Origin of the sequence: Kitasatospora sp. NPDC057904 (assembly GCF_042887925.1) — a bacterium.
GTDB lineage: Bacteria > Actinomycetota > Actinomycetes > Streptomycetales > Streptomycetaceae > Kitasatospora.
In genome coordinates, this window is sequence record NZ_JBHVOL010000025.1 from 27,414 (window position 1) to 51,215 (window position 23,802).

The following is a 23,802-nucleotide window of genomic DNA, read 5'->3' on the forward strand; positions in this document are numbered from 1 at the left end:
GGGCCGCGCTGCTATTCGCCGAGTCGCCTCCGGTCCGCTCGGGCCCGGCTCCGACGGTCGGCGCTCCCCTGCGGCTCGGGGCGGGTAGCGTGGTCGGGCAGCGACGAAAGGACCTCCCACCACCATGACCCGCGTGATCGCCGGAGCGGCCGGCGGCCGCCGGCTGGCCGTACCGCCAGGCCGGGGCACCCGACCGACCTCCGACAAGGCCCGTGAGGCGATGTTCTCCACCCTGGAGGCGCTGCGCGGCACCCTGCACGGGAGCCGGATGCTCGACCTGTTCGGCGGATCGGGCGCGGTCGGCCTGGAGGCGCTGTCCCGGGGGGCCGATCACGTCCTGCTGGTCGAGGCCGACGGCCAGGCGGCCCGGGTGATCCGCGAGAACGTCCGCACGATCGGCCTGCCGGGCGCGGAACTCAAGGCCGCCAAGGCCGAGAAGGTGATCGCCGGGCCGCCCCCGCAGGCCCCGTACGACCTGGTGTTCCTCGATCCTCCGTACGCCGTCACGGACGACGAGCTGCGCGAGATGCTGATCACACTCCTGGCCGGGGGCTGGCTCGCGGAGGACGCACTCGTCACCGTGGAGCGCAGCACCCGCGGCGGAGAGTTCGGCTGGCCCGACGGCTTCGAGGTGCTGCGCTCCCGCCGCTACGGCGAGGGCACGCTCTGGTACGGTCGCGCCGCCGCCCGCCAGCACGAGTAGCGGGCCGAGGCCCGCAGCAGCCGTCACCCCACGAGGGAGCACAAACGCCATGCGCCGAGCCGTCTGCCCCGGTTCGTTCGACCCGATCACCAACGGCCACCTCGACATCATCGGGCGGGCCTCGAAGCTCTACGACGTGGTGCACGTCGCGGTGCTGATCAACCGGAGCAAGCGCGGCATGTTCAGCGTCGAGGAGCGGATCGGCCTGATCGAGGAGGTCACCGCGGAGTTCGGGAACGTGGTGGTCGAGTCGCACCACGGCCTGCTGGTGGACTACTGCCGCGAGCGCGGCATCCCCGCGATCATCAAGGGGCTGCGGGCCGTCAGCGACTTCGACTACGAGCTGCAGATGGCCCAGATGAACCACGGGCTGACGGGCGTCGAGACGCTGTTCGTGCCGACCTCGCCGACGTACAGCTTCCTGTCCTCGACCCTGGTCAAGGAGGTGGCCTCGTACGGCGGCGACGTCTCGCACCTGCTGCCGGAGACGGTGCACCGCCGGCTGGTCGAGCGGATCGCGGAGCGCAAGGCCGAGCAGTAGTCCGGCCGTTCCCTTCCTACCGCTTCGTCATGGTTTGTCCGTGTCGCCGGGATCCCCCGGGGGCCCGGCCCGGTTCGGGCGTTGTGACCGTGCCCCGCAGTGGCCGTACAGTCTGTATTCCTGCCCTGCGGTGAGGTCCACCGCGCCGGGCCTGCCTCCGCCGGACCGTCGGCGGCACACGGAAAGACGAAGCCCCGTGGACGTGCAGAACAAGGTCGACGAGATCGTGGCGGCGATCGAGAACGCGCGCTCGATGCCGATGTCGGCCTCCTGCGTGGTGAACCGGGCCGAGCTGATCGGCCTGATCAACGACCTGAAGGCGGTCCTGCCCGCCGAACTGGCCCAGGCGCAGTCGGTGATGGCCGACCACGAGCAGGTGGTGGCCGGCGCCCAGGCCGAGGCCGACCGGATCATCCAGGGCGCGCACGCCGAGCGCGGCTCGCTGATCTCGGACACCGAGGTGGTCCGCCGGGCCCAGGCCGAGGCCGACCGGATCCTCGCCGAGGCGCGCTCCGACGTGGACACCAAGCGGGCCGAGGCCGACGACTACGTGGACAGCAAGCTCGCCAACTTCGAGGTCGTGCTGACCAAGACGCTCGGCGCCGTCGGCCGCGGCCGGACCAAGCTGCGCGGCGACTCCAGCGTCTTCGAGAACGAGTACGACGGCGAGACGGACGGCGAGGAGTTCCGGCCGCAGCGGGTCAGCCCGAGCCCCGAGGTCGACGAGTACGTCGATGTGAAGCTCGCCACCCTGGAGAACGTGCTCAGCGCGACCCTGGAGGCCGTCGGCAAGGGCCGCGACAAGCTCCTCGGCAAGCGGCCGATCGACGAGCTGGGCGCCTACCTGGCCGCCGCCGACGAGGCGCAGCAGGCCAAGGAGCGGGCCGAGGCGGTCGCGGCGGGCTTCGCCGCCGAGGGCGACGGCGAGGAGCTCGCCTGGTACCGCGAGGACGTGCCGCAGCAGCAGAGCTGGCCGGAGCAGACCCCGGCCGCGGCCGGCTGGCAGAACCCCGGCGCCGACCAGTACGCGGCGGCGGCCCAGCAGCAGGGCGGGCAGTACGCCGAGGTGTACGGCGGCGGCTTCGACCCGGCCGCCCAGGGCGACCCGTACGCGGCCCAGTGGGCCCAGCAGCAGGACGCCACGGGCGGGTACCCGCAACAGCAGCAGCACGGGGACTACGCGGGCCAGCAGCACGCCGACTACGGCTATCCGCAGCAGCAACAGGGCTACGGCGCGCAGCAGTACGACGCCTACGGCTACCCGCAGCAGCCCGCCGCCCCGCCGGTCGTGCCCCAGCAGCAGCCCGGGCTGGACGAGACGAGCTTCTTCGACACCAGCATGATCGACATGACCAGGCTGCGGGAGCTCGGCGGGCGCTGAACACCGGCCCCGGGGCGTTCCTCCGGGACCGAAGTTGGGCCTGGCGGGAGACTCCGGTAGTCTGACCACTCCGGCCCCTCCATGTCGGACGCTCGGCTTGCCCTCGGGGCGCCGCCGCACATGGGGCCCCACCGATCACCTTCCATGGAAGTCAGGACACCTTGAACCGCCTCGACCACCGCGACCCCCTCGTGTTCGACACGCACGAGCTCGGCCGCCGTCCGGGGTCGATGCGCAAGGTGTCCCGCACCCTGGAGGCCCCCGAGGGCTTCGGCATCATCGACGTGATCGGCGTCCCGGAGAAGAGCGAGGTCCAGCTGGAGCTCCGCCTGGAGTCCGTGGTCGAGGGCGTGCTGGTGACCGGCACCGCCGAGGCCGTGGTCGAGGGCGAGTGCGTCCGGTGCCTGGAGCCCGTCGAGTTCGACATCGACGTGGACTTCCAGGAGCTGTACTACTACCCGGAGTCCGACGAGCGTCACCGCGCCCGGACCACCGGGACCGAGGACCTCGACGAGGACTCGGAAGAAGAGACTTACCGCCTGGAGGGCGATTTCTTCGACCTCCAGCCGGTGCTGCGTGACGCGGTGGTGCTCGCACTGCCGCTGCAGCCGGTGTGCCAGGACGACTGCCTGGGCCTGTGCTCCGAGTGCGGAGCGCGCCTGAGCGACGACCCGGCGCACCACCACGACGCCGCCGACCCCCGGTGGGCGGCTCTGCAGGGACTCTCCGCCGCCCCCGGCGACGAGGGTGACGGGATCAAGAACAGCGACACCCGTGAGGGTGCCGCCGAGAACCAGGAGAAGTAGCCGTGGCTGTTCCGAAGCGGAAGATGTCGCGCAGCAACACGCGCCACCGCCGTTCCAACTGGAAGGCCGTCGTTCCGGCCCTCGTGGCGTGCGACAGCTGCCACGAGCCGAAGCTCGGCCACATCGCGTGCCCCAGCTGCGGCACGTACAACCGCCGCCAGGTCCTCTCGGTCTGATCGGCGGGGTGCACGGATCGATGTCGGACGGTAACTCCACCCGCAAGGCGTCCTCCGCCCCGAAGGGTCCTTCGGGCGGTGGCAAGGCCGGTGGGCCGGCTTCGACCGAATACGACGTCCTGGAAGGGCGCCTCGGGTACACGCTCGAGCGCGCCCTTCTGGTGCGTGCCCTGACCCACCGCTCGTACGCGTACGAGAACGGCGGGCTGCCCACCAACGAGCGCCTGGAGTTCCTCGGCGACTCGGTGCTGGGCCTCGTGGTGACGGACACCCTCTACCGCGTCCACCCGGACGTCCCCGAGGGCACCCTCGCCAAGCTGCGCGCCGCGGTGGTCAACTCCCGCGCGCTCGCGGACGTCGGGCGCGGGCTCGACCTGGGCGTCTTCATCCGCCTCGGCAAGGGCGAGGAGGGCACCGGCGGCCGCGACAAGTCGTCGATCCTCGCCGACACCGTCGAGGCCGTGATCGGCGCCGTCTACCTGGACCAGGGCCTGGACGCGGCGACCGAGTTCGTCCACCGCCTGTTCGACCCGCTGATCGAGGAGTCCTCTCAGCTGGGCGCGGGCCTGGACTGGAAGACCAGCCTGCAGGAGCTCACCGCCTCGGTGAGCATCGGCGTGCCCGAGTACGTGGTCATGGAGTCCGGTCCGGACCACGAGAAGACCTTCACCGCGGTGGCCCGCGTGGCCGGCCAGGACTTCGGCAGCGGCGTCGGCCGTTCGAAGAAGGAAGCCGAGCAGAAGGCCGCCGAGAGCGCCTGGCGCGCGATCAAGGAGAAGTACGCCGACCGGCTGCCCGCCGGCGCGTGACGAGGCAGTAGCCTTCCTCCTGCCGGTCCCTTTCCGCAGGAGGAATGCTGCCTTGCCCGAACTTCCCGAGGTCGAGGTGGTCCGCCGCGGACTGGCGAACTGGGTCGCCGGGCGGACCGTCTCCGACGTCCAGGTCCTGCACCCGCGCGCGGTGCGCCGCCAGCCCGCCGGTGCCGCCGACTTCGCCGCCCGGCTCACCGGGACGACTCTCGGCGCCGCGCAGCGCCGCGGCAAGTACCTGTGGCTGCCGCTGGCCGGCACCGGCTCGGGCTTCTCGCTGATCGGCCACCTCGGGATGAGCGGCCAACTCCTCGTCCAGGACCCGTCGGTGCCCGACGAGACGCACCTGCGGGTGCGGCTGCGCTTCTCCGACGGCGGACGCGAACTGCGCTTCGTCGACCAGCGGACCTTCGGCGGCCTCGCGGTCGAGGAGGCCGAGGAGGGCGACCCGGAGGGCACACCCGTCTCCATCGCGCACATCGCCCGCGACCCGCTCGACCCGCGCTTCGACGACGACGCCTTCACGGCCGCGCTGCGCGCCAAGCGCACCACCGTCAAGCGCGCGCTGCTCGACCAGACGCTGATCAGCGGTGTCGGCAACATCTACGCCGACGAGGCGCTCTGGCGCTCCAAGCTGCACTACGACCGGCCGACGGCGACGCTCACCCGCCCGCAGGCGGCCGTGCTGTTGGCCAGTGCCCGGGACGTGATGACCGCGGCGCTGGCCGTCGGCGGCACCAGCTTCGACAGCCTGTACGTCAACGTGAACGGCGAGAGCGGCTACTTCTCGCGGGACCTCGACGCGTACGGCCGCGAGCACGAGCCCTGCCGCCGCTGCGGTACGGCGATCCGCCGGGCCGCGTGGATGAACCGCTCCAGCTACTTCTGCCCCCGCTGCCAGCGGGTGCCGCGGGGGCGCAGCGGGGGCTGACGGGCGGCGCTACTTGTGCGCGAGTTCGGGCTGCTGGTCGGCCGCGTCCCCGAGGGCTCCGTGGTCGCCCTGGCCGAAGTAGGCGACGCCGACGGCGGACACCACCGCGAGCAGGAAGCCGGCCACGCCGAGCCAGCCGAGGCCGGACTTGGAGGAGTCGCCGAGCCACAGCACGCCGACCGCGCCGGGCAGCACCGTCTCGCCGACCACCAGGGCGGCCGTCGCGCCGTTCACCGAGCCGATCTGCAGCGCGACCGTGTGCACGTACATGCCGCCCAGGCCGCCGATGAGGATCGCGTACAGCGCCGGGTCGGAGAGCAGGCCGCCGAGCTCGAACGGCTCGACGCCGTTGAGGATGCGCACGCCGACGCCGAGGGCGCCGAAGCCGAGGCCGGAGAGCAGGCCTGCGACGATCGCGCCCTTCGAGCCCATCCGCCGCACCAGCAGGCCGCCGCCGACCAGCAGGACGGTGGTGATGATCAGCAGCCACCAGTGGAAGGACATCTCCGCGTGGTGGCCGCCCTCGGGGCCGGCCGAGACGGCCAGCAGCACCAGCGCCGAGCAGAGCACGCCGATCGACGCCCACTCCAGCTGCTTGAGCCGGATGCCGAGCAGCTTGATGCTCAGCACCGCGGTGATCACCAGGTTGGCGCTGATGATCGTCTGGGAGAGGAACAGCGGCAGCAGCCGGGCGGCCAGCGCGCCGAGTCCGAAGCCGATCAGGTCGAGCACCGTGCCGAGGATGAACTCCCAGGTGACGGCGGCCTTCGCGGTCGAGGACAGGCTCGGCCCGCCGTGCTCGGTCGTGGCGGTGGAGGCGCCCTTGGCCGCCTCCTCGCGGGCGGACCGCCGGGAACCGACGGCCTGCAGGACCGAGCCGGTGCCGTAACAGGCGGATGCCGCCACGGCGGTGACGAGGCCGATGATCACCGAGCGCTCCGATCAGAGGGGTTGGGGCCACGAGGGGCGGTGGGTCAAGAGCGGGTAATGGACCCGCGGTCCGGGACCACTATGCCCGTCCGCACGATACGGTCAGGACACCCCCTCCGACCGCTCCGGGCCTGCCGGGACGTACGTCCGGCCGCCTGCCGCGGTTCCCGGCGGCAGTCCGCTTCAGGGTGACTTGGGGGAAATCTCATCCCCGAGGAGGGGACGGCCCCGGCGTCCGGCGGGGAATCCCTTCATCACCAGTATGCGAAGGGTATGGCGTGCTTCGCCGCCGGTCGCGGTAGCGTCGGGTGTTATGAGAACCCTTGCTCGACGTTCCCGGGGCACCGGGCCGCTCGCCGTGGTCGCGGCGACGCTGCTCGGGCTTCTGCTTCTGCTCGCCCCGGCGGCCTCCGCGGCCGGTGGCCTGAGCGACGCCGCGGCCACCCTGAAGAAGGGCCAGGTCTACGTCGCCCCGACGATGCTGGACCGCTTCAGCCAGGCGCAGGCGGACGCCCTGACCAAGAAGATCGAGAAGGCCGACAAGCCGATCTTCATCGCGGTCGTCCCCGACAGCGCCAACAAGGACACCATCCTCACCGATCTGCGCACCCTGGTGGGCATCGACGGCGTCTACGGCGTCTGGCGGGGCACCGGCGGCTTCATGGCCCGCTCCGACCGCGGCGCCATGGGCGTCGGCGTCGCGGACCGGATCGGAGGCGCCGTCGCCCGCGCCGACAAGGGCGACATCAACGCGACCCTGAACGACTTCGTCGACCAGGCCGCCCCGCAGACCAAGGGCACCGGGGTGAACCACAGCACCTCGATCGCCTGGGTGGTCATCCCGGTCGTGCTGCTCGCGCTGGCCGGTGCCGGTGTCTTCTTCCTCTTCCGCCGCGCCAAGAAGCGCAAGGAGGAGCAGGCCCGCGCCGAGCTGGAGCAGCTGCGCCGCGTGGTCGACGAGGACATCACCGCCTACGGCGTCGAGCTGGAGCGCCTGGACTTCAACCCGCGCGCCGCCGACGCGGACGACGTCCAGCGCACCGACTACAGCCACGCGCTCGAGTCGTACGAGAAGGCCAAGCGCCTGATGGACGAGGCCAAGAAGCCCGAGGACGTCAAGGTCGTCACCGAGACGATCGAGGACGGCCGGTTCGCGCTGGCCACCCTGGCCGCCCGGCGCGACAAGCGCCCGCTGCCCGAGCGCCGTCCCCCGTGCTTCATGGACCCGCGCCACGGCCCGTCCGTCAAGGACGTCGAGTGGGCCCCGGCCGGCGGCTCCGCCCGCAGCGTCCCGGTCTGCCAGGCGGACGCGGACCGCGTCGCCGCCGGCCTCGACCCGGCCGTCCGCACGGTCGACACCGAGTACGGCCCGCAGCCGTACTGGAACGCCGGCCCGGCCTACGCCCCGTACGCGGGTGGCTACTACAGCAGCTTCGGCGGCGGCCTGCTGCCCGGTCTGCTGGTCGGCACCGTGCTCGGCTCGATGATCAGCAGCCCGGCCTACGCCGCGGCGCCGATGATGGAGGGCGGCCACCACGGCTACCAGGACCAGTACGAGGGCGGCGACTTCACCGGGGCGGACTTCAACGCCGGGGACTTCAGCGGCAGTGACTGGAGCGGTGGCGGCGACTTCGGCGGTGGCGGCGGCGACTGGTGACCCGCTGACCCGACGCGCCGACCCGACGCGCACCCCGCTGCGGCCCCGCCGGATCCTCCGGCGGGGCCGCAGCGCCGTCCGGCCCGGGTTTGAGAACACAACCCTGTGTGGCACGCTGGCGCCGTGACCCCTGACACCCCGGGCCCGCTCCCGTCGCCCCCCGCCGCCCTGCCCGGCCGGCCGTGCTCGATGGCGGCGGCGCTGCACGTCGTCGGCGAGAAGTGGGCCCTGCTGGTGGTCCGGGAGCTGTTCTACGGAAACCACCGCTTCGACCGGATCGCCCGCAACACGGGCGCGCCCCGGGACCGGCTCACCGCCCGGCTGCGGGCACTGGAGGAGGCGGGGATCGTCGAGCGGCGCGCCTACAGCGAGCGGCCGCCGCGCTACGAGTACCACCTCACCGAGGCCGGCCGGGACCTCGCCCCGCTCGCCCACGCCTTGCGCACGTGGGGCGACCGCTGGCTGCTGCCCGAGTCGCCGGTCACCTTCGACCACGAGCCGGAGGGGCACGAGCCGCACGCCTTCGACGCGGCCTGGGTCTGCCGCACCTGCGGCCGGGAGGCCCGGCGCGGCGAACTGCACGCGCGGGTGCACAGCCCGGGGTGGACCGTCGAGGGGCCCGCGGAGCTGTGACCGGGCCCGCGGCCGGTTAGGGTCGGGGCATGCACGGTCGCGACGCCCACAGTGAGGAACCGGTCCGGGTCACCGCCTGGGTCCGGGGGAAGGTCCAGCAGGTCGGCTTCCGCTGGTGGACCAGGGCGCGGGCGCTGGAGGTCGGCCTGACCGGCTACGCGAGCAACCTCGGCGACGGCCGGGTCCAGGTGGTGGCCGAGGGCCTCGCCGCCGACTGCGAGGAGTTGCTCGCCCTGCTCCGCGGCCCCGACACACCCGGCAGCGTGAGCGGCGTGACCGAGATCTGGACCGCCGTCGGCGTCGGCTACGAGGGCTTCGAGATCCGCTGAATTCCGCCGGGGCCGGGCCCCGCACGGCCCCCGGGGAAAAGATCCTCAACCGGCGGTGTCATACGGTTGCCATCCGGGCAGACTCGTGGTTGACTCCGCATCGAACGATGATCCACGAGCACCTGGTGGACCCGGCCCGGACCCCCTCGGCGTGACGACACCGCCAGGCAGGTGACAGGGGCGCGGTAGCGTGCGGTGATCGTGTTGACCCTTTCCGTCTTTGGTGAGACGCTGGAAGCCCGCGCACACGACCGCGTTTTCCCGGTCGGCGCATGCCCTCGTGAGCCCAGCTCACGATGGTTGCGCCGCAGTGCCAAGCCGGCACTTCCGGTGGCGCGCCGCGCGTGCGTCCCCCTTCCCCCTAGACCTGTACCGTTCCGGTTCGGTCACTCAGCGTGGAGGACCATTCATCATGGCAAAGGCGCTTCTCGGGTACGTCGGCGGCCCCGACCCGCGAATGCTCTCCGAGATGCGACGGCTTCAGCAGCGCGTCCAGGACCTTGAAGCCGAGCTCCTTCGGATGCAGGCTGAGAACGACGCTCTCACCGCTGTCGCTGACGAGCACTCGCTGCTCAACAGCATCGATCTGGATCAGCGGGAGCCGGCTCTCACCTGAGTCCCGCCCGGTCCTCGCAGATCGACGCCGCTGTGCACTGAGCCGCCCCGCAAGGGACGCAGCATGCAAGGGACGCCCGGTTGTGGCGTCCCTTCGTCGTGTCCGGGCGCCTTCGGCCGCCCGCCTGCCGGATACAGTCGCCGTCGGGGCCCGTGAACCCCGGCGAGCGATGAGGAGACCGGCCGCGTGCACCTGAAGAGTCTGACGCTGCGCGGGTTCAAGTCCTTCGCCTCCAGCACCACGCTGCGCTTCGAACCCGGCATCACGTGTGTCGTCGGCCCGAACGGCTCGGGCAAGTCCAACGTCGTCGACGCGCTCTCCTGGGTCATGGGCGAGCAGGGCGCCAAGTCGCTGCGCGGCGGCAAGATGGAGGACGTCATCTTCGCCGGGACCAGCGGGCGCGCCCCGCTCGGCCGCGCCGAGGTCAGCCTCACCATCGACAACACCGACGGCGCGCTGCCCATCGAGTACGCCGAGGTGACCATCACCCGGACGATGTTCCGCAACGGCGGCAGCGAGTACGCGCTCAACGGCCAGACCTGCCGGCTGCTCGACATCCAGGAACTGCTCTCCGACTCCGGCATCGGCCGCGAGATGCACGTCATCGTCGGCCAGGGGCAGCTGGACTCCGTCCTGCACGCCGACCCGATGGGCCGCCGGGCGTTCATCGAGGAGGCGGCCGGCGTGCTCAAGCACCGCAAGCGCAAGGAGAAGGCGCTGCGGAAGCTCGACGCGATGCAGGCCAACCTCAACCGCGTCCAGGACCTGGTGGCCGAACTGCGCCGCCAGCTCGGCCCGCTCGGCCGGCAGGCCAGGATCGCCCGCCGCGCCGCCGGCATCCAGGCCGACCTGCGCGACGCCCGGCTGCGGCTGCTCGCCGACGACCTGCTCGTCCTCCGCCAGGCCGTCGAGGCCGAGATCGCCGACGAACTCGCGCTGCGCCTGCGCCGCACCACCGTCGAGCAGGAACTGGCGCGCGCCGTCCAGCGCGAGCGCGTCCTGGAGGCGCAGGTCGAGCAGCTCGGCCCGAGCCTGGAGGCCGCCCGGCAGACCTGGTACCGGCTCTCCGCGCTCGCCGAGCGCACCCGCGGCACGATCGGACTGGCCGAGGCGAGGGCCCGGCACGCCGTCGCCGGGGGGCAGGGCGAGGAACGGCGCGGGCGGGACCCGGAAGAGCTCGAACGGGAGGCCGAGCGCGTCCGCGAGGAGGAGGCCGCCCTCGCCGAGGCGCTGGAGGAGGCCCGGTACGCGCTGGCCGAGGCCGTCGAACGCAAGAACGAACTGGAACGCGACCTGGCCGCCGAGGAGCGCCGGCTGCGGGACGCCGCCCGCGCCATCGCCGACCGCCGCGAGGGGCTCGCCCGGCTCCAGGGGCAGGCGGCGGGCGCGCGCTCCAAGGCCGCGTCGGCCCAGGCCGAGATCGGCCGGCTCACCGAGGCCAGGGACGAGGCGCTGCTGCGCGCCGGAGCCGCGCAGCGCGAGTTCGAGCAACTGCAGGAACAGGTCGACGGCCTCGCCGGGGACGACGAGCGCGCCGACACCGCCCACGACGAGGCCCGCGCACGGCTCGCCGCCGTCGAACGCGACCTCACCGCCGCCCGGGAGGCCGCCGGCGCCGCCGAGCGCGAGCGCGCCGGGCTCACCGCGCGCCACGACGCGCTGGCGCTCGGATTGCGCCGCAAGGACGGTACGGGCGCGCTGCTCGCGGCGGGGGGCCGGCTGACCGGACTGCTCGGCCCGGCCGCCGCACTGCTGCGGATCGCCCCCGGCCACGAGGTCGCCGTCGCCGCCGCGCTCGGCGCAGCCGCCGACGCGGTGGCCGTCGACTCGCCGGACGCCGCCGTCGCCGCGCTGCGCCTGCTGCGCGCCGACGACGCCGGGCGGGCCGCGCTGCTCGTCGCCGGTGCGCCCGAACCCGACCGGGCCGTGACCGAGTTGCCCGCCGGTGCCCGCTGGGCGGCCGAACTGGTGGACGGGCCGGCTGAGTTGACCGCCGCCGTGCGCATGCTGCTGGCCGGGACGGCCGTCGTCGGCACCCTCGACGACGCCCTGTCCCTGATCACCGCGCACCCCGCCCTGAGCGCCGTCACCGCCGACGGCGACCGGCTCGGCGCCGGCCTCGCCCACGGCGGCTCCGGCGGCGCGCCGAGCCTGCTGGAGACCCAGGCCGCCGTGGACGAGACGGCCCGCGCGATCGACGAACTCGCCCTCCGCTGCGCCGACGCGGCCGAACGGCTGGCCGGACTCACCGAACTGCGGAGCGGGTCGGCGGCCGAGGTGGAACGGCTGTCCGCCCAGCGGAGGCACGCGGAGAAGGAACGGGCCCAGGTGGCCGGAGCGCTCGGCCGCCTCGGCGGGCAGGCCCGCGCCGCCGCCGGCGAGGCCGAACGGCTGGCGGCCGCCGCCGCCCGGGCGGCGGAGGGCCTCGCCCAACTGCTCGCCACCGCCGGGGAACTGGCCGAACGCCTGGCCGCCGCCGAGGACTCGGCCGACGCGGGGGAGGACGAGCCCGACCCGGCCGAGCAGCAGCGGCTGGCCGGGGCCGCCTCGGCCGCCCGGCAGGCCGAGCTGGAGGCACGCCTCGCCGTGCGCACCCACGAGGAGCGGGTCCGCGCGCTGGCCGGCCGGGCCGACCAGCTGGACCGCGCCGCCCGCACCGAGCGCGAGGCGCGCGCCCGCGCCGCCGAGCGCCGTCGGCGCGCGCAGCACGACGCCGGGGTGGCGAACGCCGTCGCGGCGGGCGCCCGGCAGCTGCTCGCCTGCCTGGAGGTGTCGCTCGCGCGTGCGGACGCCGGGCGGGCGGCCGTCGAACGGGAGCGCGCGGAGCGCGAGGCGGAGCTCCGAGCGCACCGCGAGCAGGGCCGCGGCCTCAAGGAGGAACTGGACAAGCTGGTCGACGCCGGCCACCGGGACGAGGTCCTGCGGGCCGAGAAGCGGCTGCGGATCGAGCAGCTGGAGGCCAGGGCGCTGGAGGAGTTCGGCATCGACGGCGGCGAACTGCTCGCCTCGTACGGGCCCGACCAGCCCGTCCCGCCGGCCACGCCTGAGGAGGGGCAGGAGCCGGGCGAGCCGTACCCGTACGTCCGGGCCGAGCAGGAGAAGCGGCTGCGGGCGGCCGAGAAGGCCTACCAGCAGCTCGGCAAGGTCAACCCGCTCGCGCTGGAGGAGTTCGCCGCGCTGGAGGAACGCCACCAGTTCCTCGGCGAGCAGCTGGACGACCTCAAGCGGGGCCGGCGCGACCTGATGGACATCGTCCGGGACGTCGACGAGCGGGTCGAGCAGCTGTTCACCTCCGCCTACCACGACACCGCGGCCCAGTTCGAGGGCGTCTTCGCCCGGCTGTTCCCGGGCGGGGAGGGCCGGCTGGTGCTGACCGACCCCGACGACATGCTGACCACCGGCGTCGAGGTGGAGGCCCGCCCGCCGGGCAAGAAGGTCAAGCGGCTGTCGCTGCTCTCCGGCGGCGAGCGCTCGCTGACCGCCGTCGCGCTGCTGGTGGCCATCTTCAAAGCCAGGCCCAGCCCGTTCTACGTCATGGACGAGGTGGAGGCGGCGCTGGACGAGACCAACCTGCGCCGGCTGATCGGGATCATGGAGGAGCTGCGGGAGAGCTCCCAGCTGATCGTGATCACGCACCAGAAGCTGACGATGGAGTCCGCGGACGCGCTCTACGGCGTGACGATGAAGGGCGACGGGATCTCCCAGGTGATCAGCCAGCGGCTGCGGGTGGGGGAATCTCCCGGCAGCCAGGCCGGGGGAGAGGACCGGGAACGGCGCCGGGGCGTGGTGCGGGCCACATCCGCCTAGCCCGGGTGCGGTGCTTCTCGGGCCTCGTCACGGATACTGGGGGAGATATGGAATACGTGATCCTTGCCGTAGTCATCGCCGTGGTCGCCGTCGGCGCGATCGCGGGCCTCGTCGTTTCCGGCAGACGACGCCAGCAACTCCCGCCGAAGTCGCAGGCGCCGGTCATCACGGCGCCGCCGACCACCCCGCGCGAGCCCCAGGTCGGTGAGGAGGCCGCGCCGCCCACCGAGGAGCCGCGGCGCACCGTCGAGGAGGTTCCGCTCCCCGAGACCGCGGAGGCCCCGGAGGCCGTCGAGGTCGCCGAGGCCGAGGCGGCCCCCGCCGTCGAGGTCCCCGAGCCCACCGCCGGTCGGCTCGTCCGGCTGCGCTCCCGGCTCTCCCGTTCGCAGAACTCGCTCGGCAAGGGCCTGCTCTCGCTGCTCTCCCGCGAGCACCTCGACGAGGACACCTGGGAGGAGATCGAGGACACCCTGCTGACCGCCGACGTCGGCGTGGCCCCCACCCAGGAGCTGGTCGAGCGGCTGCGCACCCGGGTGAAGGTGCTCGGCACCCGCACCCCCGACGAGCTGCGCGCGCTGCTGCGCGAGGAGCTGGTCGAGCTGGTCGGCAAGGACGCCGACCGCACCGTGCGCTCCACCAAGCACGAGGAGGGCCCGGCCGTGGTCCTGGTCGTCGGCGTCAACGGCGTCGGCAAGACCACCACCACCGGCAAGCTGGCCCGCGTCCTGGTCGCCGACGGCCGCACGGTCGTGCTCGGCGCGGCCGACACCTTCCGCGCCGCCGCCGCCGACCAGCTGCAGACCTGGGGCGAGCGGGTCGGCGCCCGGACCGTGCGCGGTCCCGAGGGCGGCGACCCGGCCTCGGTCGCGTTCGACGCGGTCAAGGAGGGCATCGCCGAGGGCGTGGACACCGTCCTGGTGGACACCGCCGGCCGGCTGCACACCAAGACCGGCCTGATGGACGAGCTGGGCAAGGTCAAGCGGGTCGTCGAGAAGCACGGCCCGGTGGACGAGGTCCTGCTGGTGCTGGACGCCACCACCGGTCAGAACGGCCTGATCCAGGCCCGGGTGTTCGCCGAGGTGGTCGACATCACCGGCATCGTGCTGACCAAGCTGGACGGCACCGCCAAGGGCGGCATCGTCGTCGCGGTCCAGCGCGAGCTGGGGGTGCCGGTCAAGCTGATCGGCCTCGGCGAGGGCGCGGACGACCTGGCGCCGTTCGAGCCGGGCGCGTTCGTGGACGCGCTGATCGGGGACTGAGCCCCCCGGACACGGTGAAGGGTCCGCTCCCCGTTGGGGGCGGGCCCTTTGTGCTGGGCTCGGGTGATGCTGGGCCCGGGGTCGCGCCGAGCTCGGTCGTGCTGGGCTCAGGAGGCCATCCAGGCCGGCTCCGCGGTGCGCTCGCGGCCGCGGTGGCAGGCGTAGGCGAGGGTGCCGAGCAGCAGCCGGGCCTCGGGCGGGCAGCCCGCGTTGTCCCGGGTCGGGCGGCGCAGCCAGCGCACCGGGCCGAGGCCGGGCAGGACGGTGGGCGGGGCGGCGACGTAGCTGCCCTCGCCGTGGCAGGCCAGGTCGAGCGCGGCGTCGTCCCAGCCCATCCGGTACAGGAGGTCGGGCAGGCGGCGGGCGGTGCCGGGGGCGACCAGGAACTGCAGCCGGCCGGTGGGGGCGGTCAGCACCGGGCCGACCTGGGTGCCCATCCGCTCCAGCCGGACGAGCGCCTGGACGCCGGCCTGCTCGGGGACGTCCAGGACGTCGAACGCCCGGCCGGTGGGGAACAGGACGGAGCCCTCGGCGTCGGCGGTGTGCACGGCGGCCTCGCAGCCGGGCACGGGGTGCAGGCCCGGGGCGGCGCAGCGGGCGGTGCCGCACTGGCAGGCGGCCGGGGCGTTGCCGGCGGCCCGGCCGGTGACGGCGACCGCCCAGCCCCAGCGACCGGTGTACTCCGCGGCGGCCTGGGACGCGGTGACCTTGGTGCGGCGGCGCGCGCCCAGCGGAGCCAGCCGCAGGTGCCCCAGTCGAAGTTCGCCGAACAGGTTGTCCATGCCTCCCCCAACAGGTTCTCGTTGCCGATGGTTACGGGATGGTGACTTTGCGTTGATTGTCCGTTGCGTGGTGCGTTGTGCGGGTGCGGCGCGCAGCGCGTGGCGTGCGCCTTTTGCGGTGGTGCGCCTCGGGCGCCGCCTTGTGGCGGCTGTGCCGATGCCGGATCGTCGTGTGCGCGAGGCGGCCGTCGAGCTGGGCGGACGGCAAACTCGCCGGTGGCCGTGGCGGTCCGTCGGGACCGCCGGGATTGCTCGGGGACTTGGCGGCCCGCATATGCCGACCGCCGCGACTACCTAGTGAAGCGTGTGCCCCCTTGCTTCGGTTCACTCCTGGGGGTGGCGAAAGGTGGCGTTTCGCCAGGGGCCGTCCCGCGGACCCTCGGCGGGGCATTACGTTCAGCACACGGGCGTCGTCGGGGAGTCAGCTCCGAGCCGCAGGGGCGCGGGAGTTGGGCGAACTGACGCCCCGTCCGGAGTCGTGGCACACCAGTGCGAGAGAGGGGTGCGGCGGCGCCGCGGCACGGCACGTCTGGCAACAGCCCGCAACCGTCGGGCGATGACGATCGGGGGCCCTCCGGGGCCGGGCGGGATGGGACGTTCCCCATGGCAGAGAAGCAACCCAACGAGAAGCTGACCACGTGGTTCGCCCGCAGCGGCTGGTCCAAGGGGGAGTTGGCCCGCCAGGTCAACCGCCGGGCCCGGCAGATCGGCGCCCACCACGTCTCCACCGACACCTCCCGCGTGCGGCGCTGGCTGGACGGCGAGCAGCCGCGCGAGCCGATCCCCAAGATCATGTCGGAGCTCTTCTCCGAGCGCTTCGGCTCGGTCGTCTCGATCGAGGACCTCGGCCTGCGCGCCGCGATCCCGGTCTCCACCGTCGGCGGCGGCGTGGACCTGCCGTGGAGCGCCCCGCAGACCGTCCAGCTGATCAGTGACTACTCCCGCAGCGACCTGATGCTCAACCGCCGGGGCTTCCTCGGCACCTCGCTGGCGCTGACCGCGGGCGCCGCCCTGATCGAGCCGATGCAGCGCTGGCTCGCCCCCGGTCCGAACGGCACCCCCACCCCGATCCTGACCGCGGCCAACGGCGGCGAGGCGTTCACCGGCCGGCTGTCCGAGCCCGAGCTCGAACTGCTGGAGCAGACCACGGTCATGTTCCGCCAGTGGGACGCGCAGAACGGCGGCGGGCTGCGCCGCAAGGCCGTCGTCGGCCAGCTGCACGAGGTCACCGACCTGCTCCAGGAGAGCTACCCCGAGCAGACCACCCGGCGGCTGTTCCGGCTCACCGCCGAACTCGCCCACCTGGCCGGGTGGATGTCCTACGACGTCGGCATGCACCCGAGCGCGCAGAAGTACTACGTGCTCGCGCTGCACGCCGCCAAGGAGGCCGGCGACCGCCCGTTCGGCGCGCTGATCCTCACCGACATGAGCCGCCAGATGATCCACCTCAACCGTGGCGAGGACGCCCTGGAGCTGATCCACCTCGCCCAGTACGGCAGCCGCGACACCGCCACCCCGCGCCAGCAGGCCCTGCTGTACGCGATGGAGGCGCGCGCCTACGCGACCATCGGCGAGGTGAACCGCTGCGCCCGGGCGGTGCGGCTGGCCGAGGACACCTTCACCGACATCCGCGAGGGGGACGAGGAGCCGGACTGGCTGAAGTTCTTCTCGCCCGCCGAGCTGAACGCCGAGAACGCGCACTCCTTCCGCGACCTCGCCTACCACTCCGACAACTCCGAGCTGTACGCGTCGATGTCCGCGCCGGTGATGGAGCGCGCGGTGGACCTGTTCCGCCAGGACGGCGACCACGTGCGCTCGTACGCCTTCAACCTGATCGGCATGGCCAGCGTGCACCTGCTGCAGAAGGAGGCCGAGCAGGCCGCGCTGATGGCCGAGCAGGCGGTGGACATCGCGACGAAGGTCCGCTCCGAGCGGCTGAACTCGCGGGTGCGCAAGACGACGGAGGCCGCGGCCGTCCGCTTCAAGGGCGTGGACGCGGTGAGCCGCCTGAAGGAAAGGGTCGTCCAGGACATCCCCGAGTACGTCTCGGTGGTCTGAGTCACGCCCCCGCCGGACTCCACCGACCGTGACGGCCGCCGCCGCCACGGTCGGTGGCGGTTGCGGCACCGGGCGTGGCGTGCGGCGGCACGGTAACCCATCCGGACCCCCGACGGGGCTGCGGTTCACGCAGGTGTAACCCGCGCGTCGCACGCGTCACGGCCGCGAAACAACCGGCCGCACTGGCCGAAACCCGCCTTCGGCACTCTCCTCTTCATCGCCGACACCCCGGGTGGCACGGGACAGGTACCCGGGTGGTGGATCGGCTTTCACGCAGAGGAGACGCCGATGCCGGACGGCTTCAGCGCGGGCGACACCGCCTTCGTGCTCATCAGTGCGGCCCTGGTCATGGTGATGACCCCGGGCCTGGCCTTCTTCTACGGGGGCATGGTCCGGGCCAAGAGCACACTCAACATGCTGGCGATGAGCTTCCTCTCGCTCGGCATCGTCACGGTGCTCTGGGTCCTCTACGGTTACTCGCTCAGCTTCGGGCCGGACGCCGGCTTCGGCCTGATCGGCAACCTCGACTTCCTCGGGATGCGCGGGATCGGCCTGAACGAGCTGTCGGGCACGATCCCGGTCACGGCCTTCTCCGTGTTCCAGCTGATGTTCGCGATCATCACCCCGGCGCTGATCAGCGGCGCCATCGCGGACCGCGCCAAGTTCGCCGCCTGGGGCCTGTTCGTCGCGCTCTGGGTGTCCGTCGTCTACTTCCCCGTCGCGCACTGGGTGTTCATGGTGGACGGCGGCAAGGGCGGCTGGCTCGGTGACCGCAACGGCGTCATCGACTTCGCCGGCGGCACGGCCGTGCACATCAACGCCGGCGTGGCCGGACTCGCGCTCTGCCTGGTGCTCGGCAAGCGGATCGGCTTCAAGAAGGACCCGATGCGCCCGCACAGCCTGCCGTTGGTGATGCTCGGTTCCGGCCTGCTGTGGTTCGGCTGGTTCGGCTTCAACGCGGGCTCGGCACTGGCCGCCAACGGCGTCGCGGCGATGGCCTTCGTCAACACCCAGGTGGCGACGGGCGCCGCGCTGGTCGGCTGGCTGGTCTTCGAGAAGCTCAAGCACGGCGCGTTCACCACCCTGGGCGCCGCCTCCGGCGCGGTGGCCGGCCTGGTCGCCATCACCCCGGCCTGCGGCTCGGTCAGCCCGCTCGGCGCGGTGGCGATCGGCCTGGTCGCGGGCGCCGTCTGCGCCGCCGCCATCTCCCTCAAGTACCGCCTCGGCTTCGACGACTCGCTCGACGTGGTGGGCGTGCACGCGGTCGGCGGCGCGATCGGCTCGCTGCTGATCGGCCTGTTCGCCACCGGCGGGGTCGGCCAGACCGCCAAGGGCCTGTTCTACGGCGGCGGTCTCGACCAGCTCGGCAAGCAGGCGCTCGGCGTGTCCGTGGTCGCGGCGTACTCCTTCGTCGTCTCCTGGCTGCTGGCCAAGGCGATCGACAAGACGGTCGGGTTCCGGGTCAGCGAGGAGGTGGAGGTGGCCGGCATCGACCAGGCCGAACACGCCGAGTCCGCCTACGATTTCAGCGCGGTGGGCGCCGGTCTGGCCCGGGCCCTCGCCCCGGCCGCGGCCTCCGCGGCGACCACGGCCCAGAAGCCCGACGTTCAGAAGCCCGCCGCCCCGACTGCCGAGAAGACCGAGGTCGACGCCCGATGAAGCTCATCACCGCCGTGATCAAGCCGCACCGCCTGGACGACGTGAAGGCCGCCCTGCAGGCCTTCGGGGTGCACGGGCTGACCGTCACCGAGGCCAGCGGCTACGGCCGCCAGCGCGGCCACACCGAGGTCTACCGCGGCGCCGAGTACACCGTGGACCTCGTGCCCAAGATCCGGATCGAGGTCCTGGTCGAGGACGACGACGCCGACCAGCTGATCGACGTCCTGGTGAAGGCGGCCAGGACCGGCAAGATCGGCGACGGCAAGGTGTGGAGCATCCCGGTCGACACGGCCGTCCGGGTCCGCACCGGCGAGCGCGGACCGGACGCGCTCTGACGACATGACGCACCGCGGGCGGGCCCGCGACCCCCAGGGGTCGCGGGCCCGCCCGGCGGCGCATCGGCACCCGGCCCGCCCGCCGGCGCCACCCCGCACAACCGCCCGACGGACGGGACCCCGCATGACCACCGAGACCAGTCCTTCCGATTCCGGTCCCGCCGGCTACGGAGCGGCCAGAGCCGCGCTGCTCGCCGGCCCCGGCCCGGCCGGCCGCGAACGCCGCGCCGCGCTCGCCCGGCTCACCGACGACTGGCTGGCGGGCCTGCTCGCGTCCGCCGGTGCCCCCGCCGGCGTCGCCCTGGTCGCCGTCGGCGGCTACGGGCGCGGCGAACTCTCCCCGCGCAGCGACCTCGACGTCCTCCTGCTGCACTCCGGCCGGATCGACCGGGAGCTGCCCGAGCGGATCTGGTACCCCGTGTGGGACGCGGGGGCCTCCCTCGACCACTCGGTGCGCACCGTCGCCGAGGCGCGGTCCGTCGCCGCCGCCGACCTCAAGGCGCAGCTCGGCCTGCTGGACGCCCGCCACGTCGCCGGGGACGAGTCGCTGACCGCGGCCCTGCGCTCCGCCGTCCTCGGCGACTGGCGGGCCGGCGCCCCGGCCCGGCTGCCCGAGCTGCGCGAGCTCGGCCGGGAGCGGGCCGAGCGGCACGGCGAGCTGTCGTTCCTGCTGGAGCCCGACCTCAAGGAGGCCCGGGGCGGCCTGCGCGACGTCGTCGCGCTCAACGCGGTCGCCGCGACCTGGCTCGCCGACGCCCCGCGCGACGGCCTCGACGACGCCGCGCTGCGGCTGGCCGACGTCCGCGACGCGCTGCACCTGGCCACCGGCCGGGCCACCGAGCGGCTCAGCCTCCAGGACCAGGACCAGGTCGCCGAGCGGCTCGGCGTGCTGGACGCCGACGCGCTGCTGCGCCAGGTCTACGAGGCCGCCCGGACCATCGCCTACGCGAGCGACGTCACCTGGCGGGCGGTGGACCGGGTGCTCGCCGCCCGGTCCGGCCGGGGCCGACGGCCGGGGCGGCTGGCCTTCCCGTTCGGCGGCGCCGGGCGCGGTTCGGGCGCGGTGGCGCGCGGCGCGGTCGAGCGCCGCCCGCTCGCCGAGGGCGTCGTCGAGCAGGACGGCGAGGCGGTGCTCGCGCAGGGCGCCCGGCCGGCCGCCGACCCCGTCCTGCCGCTGCGCGCCGCGGCCGCCGCCGCGCAGAACGGGCTCACCGTCTCGTACGCGACGGTCCGCAGGCTCGCCGCCGAGTGCCGCCCGCTGCCCGTGCCCTGGCCCGACGAGGCGCGCGAGCAGCTGGTCACGCTGCTCGGCGCCGGCGAGGCGGCCGTGCCGGTGTGGGAGGCGCTGGAGGCCGAAGGCGTGGTCACCCGGCTGCTGCCGGACTGGGAGCGGGTCCGCTGCCGCCCCCAGCGCAACGCGGTGCACCGGTGGACGGTGGACCGCCACCTCGTCGAGACGGCGGTGCGGGCCGCCGCGATGACCCGCCGGGTGGCCCGGCCCGACCTGCTGCTGGTCGCCGCGCTGCTGCACGACATCGGCAAGGGCTGGCCCGGTGACCACAGCGAGGCCGGCGAGGTGATCGTGCGCGACGTCGCCGTCCGGATGGGCTTCGACCCCGAGGACACCGAGACCCTCGCGGTGCTGGTCCGCCACCACCTGACCCTGGTCGACACCGCCACCCGGCGGGACCCGGACGACCCGGCCACCGTCGAGGCGATCACCAAGGTGGTCACCACCCTGCCGCGCCTGGAACTGCTGCACGCGCTCACCGAGGCGGACGCGCTGGCCACCGGCCCGGCGGCGTGGAGCACCTGGCGCGCCTCGCTGGTGGACGGCCTGGTGGCGCGGGCCGCCGCCCAGCTGTCCGGGGGACCGGCGGCGCCGGCCGAGGCGGCGCCGACGGCCGAGCAGGAGCGGCTCGCCGTCGAGGCCGCGCGCACCGACGCCCCGGCGCTGGCGCTCCAGGCCCAGGCGGAGACGGCGGGCCCGCCTGCGGCGCAGCCGCCCCTCACGACCCCGCCGGAGCCGATGGGCGTGGAGCTGACGCTGGCCGTCCCGGACCGGCCCGGGCTGCTCGGCACGGTCGCCGGGGTGCTCGCGCTGCACCGGCTGACCGTCCGCTCGGCGGGCCTGCGCGAGCTGGACCCGATCGGCGCGGGCCCGGTCCTGCTGCTCTCCTGGCGGGTGGCGGCCGAGTACGGCGAGCTGCCGGAGGCCGCCCGGCTGCGCGCGGACCTGCGCCGGGCGCTGGACGGCTCGCTGGACGTCGCCCGTCGGCTCGCCGAGCGGGACGCGGCGGCCCCGCGGCGCCGGGGCATCCCGACCCCTCCGCCGCTGGTCACGGTCGCGCCCGCGGTGGCCTCGGCGACGGCGACCGTCCTGGAGGTCCGCGCGCACGACGCCCCCGGGCTGCTGCACCGGATCGGCCGGGCGCTGGACGAGGCCGGCGTCCGGGTGCGCACCGCGCACGTCTCCACGCTCGGCGCGGACGCCGTCGACTCCTTCTACCTGACCGACGGGGAGGGCCGCCCGCTGGCCGCCCAGCGGGCCGGGGAGGTGGCGGCCGCGGTCCGCGCGGCACTGGGCTGAACGGGGTCGCGGGCCCGGCGGGAAGGGGCCGCGGACCCGGTCCGTACGGGGGTGGAGACCGTACCCGGGGTGGCCGGATACCCTTGGGGGCGACGACCGTACCGATACCGATGCCGCAGAGGACCCGCGACGACGTGTTCGACACCCTTTCCGATCGCCTCGCAGCGACGTTCAAGAACCTCCGTGGCAAGGGCCGCCTCAGCGAGGCGGACATCGACGCCACCGCCCGCGAGATCCGCATCGCGCTGCTGGAGGCGGACGTCGCGCTGCCGGTCGTCCGGGCCTTCATCAAGCAGGTCAAGGACCGGGCGCTCGGTGCCGAGGTCTCGGGCGCGCTGAACCCGGCGCAGCAGATCATCAAGATCGTCAACGAGGAGCTCATCGCGATCCTCGGCGGCGAGACCCGTCGGGTGCGGTTCGCGAAGAACGGCCCCACGGTGATCATGCTCGCCGGTCTGCAGGGTGCCGGTAAGACCACCCTCGCGGGCAAGCTCGGCCACTGGCTGAAGAAGCAGAAGCACACCCCGTTGCTGGTCGCCTGCGACCTCCAGCGCCCCAACGCGGTCAACCAGCTCCAGGTGGTCGCCGAGCGCGCCGGCGTGGCCTTCTACGGCCCGCAGCCGGGCAACGGCGTCGGCGACCCGGTGCAGGTGGCCAAGGACTCGATCGAGTACGCCAAGCAGAAGCAGTACGACGTCGTCGTCGTCGACACCGCCGGCCGCCTCGGCATCGACGCCGAGCTGATGCAGCAGGCCGCGGACATCCGCGCCGCGGTCGAGCCGGACGAGGTCCTGTTCGTCGTCGACGCGATGATCGGCCAGGACGCGGTCACCACCGCGCAGGCCTTCCTCGACGGCGTCGACTTCACCGGTGTCGTGCTCTCCAAGCTCGACGGCGACGCCCGCGGCGGTGCCGCCCTGTCGGTCGCGCACGTCACCGGCCGGCAGATCATGTTCGCCTCGAACGGCGAGAAGGTCGACGACTTCGACGCCTTCCACCCGGACCGGATGGCCTCGCGCATCCTCGGCATGGGTGACGTCCTCTCGCTGATCGAGAAGGCCGAGCAGACCTTCTCGCAGGCCGAGGCCGAGAAGATCGCCGCCAAGCTGCGCGGCGGCCCGAAGGCCTTCACGCTGGACGACTTCCTGTCCCAGCTGGAGCAGGTCCAGAAGATGGGCTCGATCTCCAAGCTGCTCGGCATGCTGCCCGGCATGGGCCAGATCCGCGAGCAGATCAACAACATCGACGACAAGGACGTCAACCGCGTCGGCGCGATCATCAAGTCGATGACGCCGGCCGAGCGTGCCGAGCCGGAGCTGATCAACGGCTCCCGCCGGGCCCGCATCGCCAAGGGTTCGGGCGTCCAGGTCGGCGAGGTCAAGAACCTGGTCGAGCGGTTCTTCGACGCCCGCAAGATGATGTCCGCGATGGCCTCCGGCAAGGGCATGCCCGGCATGCCGGGGATCCCGGGCATGGGCGGCGGCGCGAAGAAGTCCGCGAAGAAGGCCCCGCAGGCCAAGGGCAAGCGCAAGAGCGGCAACCCGCTGAAGCGCGCGCAGGAGGAGGCGGCCGCCGCCGAGCGGCGCGCACTCGGCCCGGGCGGCGCCCAGGCCCCGGCCGACGGCGGGGCGTTCGGCCTCGGCGCGGGCAAGGGACCGGCCGACTTCGAGCTCCCCAAGGAGTTCAAGGACCTGCTGTAGGCATCCGGGCGGTCCGGTGCCCGTCGGCCCGGCCGGGGCCCGTCGGCCCGCCACCGTCCCCGCCGTCGTCACCGATCGGCCCGTCGTCCGGATTATCCGG

The 23,802-nt window shown here is 73.7% G+C and carries 20 protein-coding genes; 18 read left to right on the top strand and 2 right to left on the bottom strand.

All coding sequences use genetic code 11. From position 1 onward, the window contains the following. Positions 1–124: 124 nt before the first annotated feature. The 7 genes from rsmD to mutM all read left to right on the top strand — a co-directional run bounded on the left by rsmD (position 125) and on the right by mutM (position 5,347). Positions 125–703 (top strand): 16S rRNA (guanine(966)-N(2))-methyltransferase RsmD, encoded by a 579-nt coding sequence (rsmD, locus tag ACFVSN_RS38030; RefSeq protein WP_387957958.1) that lies wholly within the window; start codon positions 125–127, stop codon positions 701–703. A gap of 49 nt (positions 704–752) precedes the next feature. Beyond that, entirely contained in the window at positions 753–1,244 is a 492-nt protein-coding gene (coaD, locus tag ACFVSN_RS38035; protein WP_380499185.1) for a pantetheine-phosphate adenylyltransferase, read from the top strand. A gap of 196 nt (positions 1,245–1,440) precedes the next feature. After that, the gene (locus ACFVSN_RS38040) at positions 1,441–2,625 is read left to right on the top strand and encodes an ATP synthase F0 subunit B (RefSeq protein ID WP_380445664.1); all 1,185 of its coding nucleotides are present in this window, start codon (positions 1,441–1,443) and stop codon (positions 2,623–2,625) included. Positions 2,626–2,786: 161 nt separating this feature from the next. After that, entirely contained in the window at positions 2,787–3,431 is a 645-nt protein-coding gene (locus ACFVSN_RS38045; protein ID WP_380445663.1) for a YceD family protein, read from the top strand. Between the two features lie 2 nt (positions 3,432–3,433). Continuing rightward, a complete protein-coding gene (gene rpmF / locus ACFVSN_RS38050; protein WP_188303282.1) occupies positions 3,434–3,607 on the top strand; it encodes a 50S ribosomal protein L32 in 174 nt (57 codons plus the stop codon). Positions 3,608–3,627: 20 nt separating this feature from the next. Beyond that, entirely contained in the window at positions 3,628–4,416 is a 789-nt protein-coding gene (gene rnc / locus ACFVSN_RS38055; protein WP_380445662.1) for a ribonuclease III, read from the top strand. Between the two features lie 52 nt (positions 4,417–4,468). Further along, positions 4,469–5,347, top strand: a complete 879-nt coding sequence (gene mutM, locus ACFVSN_RS38060) for a bifunctional DNA-formamidopyrimidine glycosylase/DNA-(apurinic or apyrimidinic site) lyase (protein ID WP_387957960.1) — start codon at positions 4,469–4,471, stop codon at positions 5,345–5,347. A gap of 9 nt (positions 5,348–5,356) precedes the next feature. Here mutM and ACFVSN_RS38065 read toward each other — a convergent pair whose 3' ends face one another. Next, positions 5,357–6,277 (bottom strand): hypothetical protein, encoded by a 921-nt coding sequence (locus ACFVSN_RS38065; protein ID WP_380445659.1) that lies wholly within the window; start codon positions 6,275–6,277, stop codon positions 5,357–5,359. A 313-nt stretch (positions 6,278–6,590) separates the two neighbouring features. Between ACFVSN_RS38065 and ACFVSN_RS38070 the strand changes: the two genes are divergently transcribed. The 6 genes from ACFVSN_RS38070 to ftsY all read left to right on the top strand — a co-directional run bounded on the left by ACFVSN_RS38070 (position 6,591) and on the right by ftsY (position 14,578). Then, positions 6,591–7,934: a hypothetical protein gene (locus ACFVSN_RS38070; protein ID WP_380499190.1), complete on the top strand. Its 1,344-nt coding sequence runs from the start codon at positions 6,591–6,593 to the stop codon at positions 7,932–7,934. A 123-nt stretch (positions 7,935–8,057) separates the two neighbouring features. Beyond that, positions 8,058–8,567 carry a winged helix-turn-helix transcriptional regulator gene (locus ACFVSN_RS38075; RefSeq protein WP_387957962.1) on the top strand — a complete coding sequence of 170 codons (510 nt, stop codon included), beginning with the start codon at positions 8,058–8,060 and terminating at the stop codon, positions 8,565–8,567. Positions 8,568–8,596: 29 nt separating this feature from the next. Next, positions 8,597–8,896 (top strand): acylphosphatase, encoded by a 300-nt coding sequence (locus ACFVSN_RS38080; RefSeq protein WP_380445656.1) that lies wholly within the window; start codon positions 8,597–8,599, stop codon positions 8,894–8,896. Between the two features lie 412 nt (positions 8,897–9,308). Beyond that, positions 9,309–9,512 (top strand): hypothetical protein, encoded by a 204-nt coding sequence (locus tag ACFVSN_RS38085; RefSeq protein WP_045702518.1) that lies wholly within the window; start codon positions 9,309–9,311, stop codon positions 9,510–9,512. 186 nt (positions 9,513–9,698) lie between these two features. Then, positions 9,699–13,319: a chromosome segregation protein SMC gene (gene smc, locus ACFVSN_RS38090; RefSeq protein ID WP_387957964.1), complete on the top strand. Its 3,621-nt coding sequence runs from the start codon at positions 9,699–9,701 to the stop codon at positions 13,317–13,319. A gap of 47 nt (positions 13,320–13,366) precedes the next feature. Continuing rightward, the gene (ftsY, locus tag ACFVSN_RS38095) at positions 13,367–14,578 is read left to right on the top strand and encodes a signal recognition particle-docking protein FtsY (protein ID WP_380445654.1); all 1,212 of its coding nucleotides are present in this window, start codon (positions 13,367–13,369) and stop codon (positions 14,576–14,578) included. 107 nt (positions 14,579–14,685) lie between these two features. On the opposite strand, the gene ACFVSN_RS38100 is transcribed toward ftsY, so the two are convergent. Then, positions 14,686–15,360, bottom strand: a complete 675-nt coding sequence (locus ACFVSN_RS38100) for a bifunctional DNA primase/polymerase (RefSeq protein WP_380499194.1) — start codon at positions 15,358–15,360, stop codon at positions 14,686–14,688. A gap of 603 nt (positions 15,361–15,963) precedes the next feature. Between ACFVSN_RS38100 and ACFVSN_RS38105 the strand changes: the two genes are divergently transcribed. The 5 genes from ACFVSN_RS38105 (at position 15,964) to ffh (ending at position 23,702) form a co-directional block, all read left to right on the top strand. After that, positions 15,964–17,418: a hypothetical protein gene (locus ACFVSN_RS38105; protein ID WP_380445652.1), complete on the top strand. Its 1,455-nt coding sequence runs from the start codon at positions 15,964–15,966 to the stop codon at positions 17,416–17,418. Between the two features lie 288 nt (positions 17,419–17,706). Then, the gene (locus tag ACFVSN_RS38110; protein WP_387957966.1) at positions 17,707–19,077 is read left to right on the top strand and encodes an ammonium transporter; all 1,371 of its coding nucleotides are present in this window, start codon (positions 17,707–17,709) and stop codon (positions 19,075–19,077) included. Further along, the gene (locus ACFVSN_RS38115) at positions 19,074–19,412 is read left to right on the top strand and encodes a P-II family nitrogen regulator (RefSeq protein WP_218207157.1); all 339 of its coding nucleotides are present in this window, start codon (positions 19,074–19,076) and stop codon (positions 19,410–19,412) included. Before ACFVSN_RS38110 ends, ACFVSN_RS38115 begins: the two co-directional genes overlap by 4 nt. A gap of 124 nt (positions 19,413–19,536) precedes the next feature. After that, entirely contained in the window at positions 19,537–22,002 is a 2,466-nt protein-coding gene (locus ACFVSN_RS38120; RefSeq protein ID WP_380443849.1) for a [protein-PII] uridylyltransferase, read from the top strand. A 134-nt stretch (positions 22,003–22,136) separates the two neighbouring features. After that, positions 22,137–23,702, top strand: coding sequence for a signal recognition particle protein (ffh, locus tag ACFVSN_RS38125; protein ID WP_380443916.1), 1,566 nt, complete (start codon positions 22,137–22,139; stop codon positions 23,700–23,702). The last annotated feature ends 100 nt before the right edge of the window (positions 23,703–23,802 follow it).

Bases quoted from the DNA above. Each gene is read 5' to 3' on its own strand.
- rsmD (WP_387957958.1), top strand. From the start codon at position 125: ATGACCCGCGTGATCGCCGGAGCGGCCGGCGGCCGCCGGCTGGCCGTA.
- coaD (WP_380499185.1), top strand. From the start codon at position 753: ATGCGCCGAGCCGTCTGCCCCGGTTCGTTCGACCCGATCACCAACGGC.
- rnc (WP_380445662.1), top strand. From the start codon at position 3,628: ATGTCGGACGGTAACTCCACCCGCAAGGCGTCCTCCGCCCCGAAGGGT.
- ACFVSN_RS38070 (WP_380499190.1), top strand. From the start codon at position 6,591: ATGAGAACCCTTGCTCGACGTTCCCGGGGCACCGGGCCGCTCGCCGTG.
- ACFVSN_RS38080 (WP_380445656.1), top strand. From the start codon at position 8,597: ATGCACGGTCGCGACGCCCACAGTGAGGAACCGGTCCGGGTCACCGCC.
- ACFVSN_RS38085 (WP_045702518.1), top strand. From the start codon at position 9,309: ATGGCAAAGGCGCTTCTCGGGTACGTCGGCGGCCCCGACCCGCGAATG.
- ftsY (WP_380445654.1), top strand. From the start codon at position 13,367: ATGGAATACGTGATCCTTGCCGTAGTCATCGCCGTGGTCGCCGTCGGC.
- ACFVSN_RS38100 (WP_380499194.1), bottom strand. From the start codon at position 15,360: ATGGACAACCTGTTCGGCGAACTTCGACTGGGGCACCTGCGGCTGGCT.
- ACFVSN_RS38105 (WP_380445652.1), top strand. From the start codon at position 15,964: ATGGCAGAGAAGCAACCCAACGAGAAGCTGACCACGTGGTTCGCCCGC.
- ACFVSN_RS38110 (WP_387957966.1), top strand. From the start codon at position 17,707: ATGCCGGACGGCTTCAGCGCGGGCGACACCGCCTTCGTGCTCATCAGT.
- ACFVSN_RS38115 (WP_218207157.1), top strand. From the start codon at position 19,074: ATGAAGCTCATCACCGCCGTGATCAAGCCGCACCGCCTGGACGACGTG.
- ACFVSN_RS38120 (WP_380443849.1), top strand. From the start codon at position 19,537: ATGACCACCGAGACCAGTCCTTCCGATTCCGGTCCCGCCGGCTACGGA.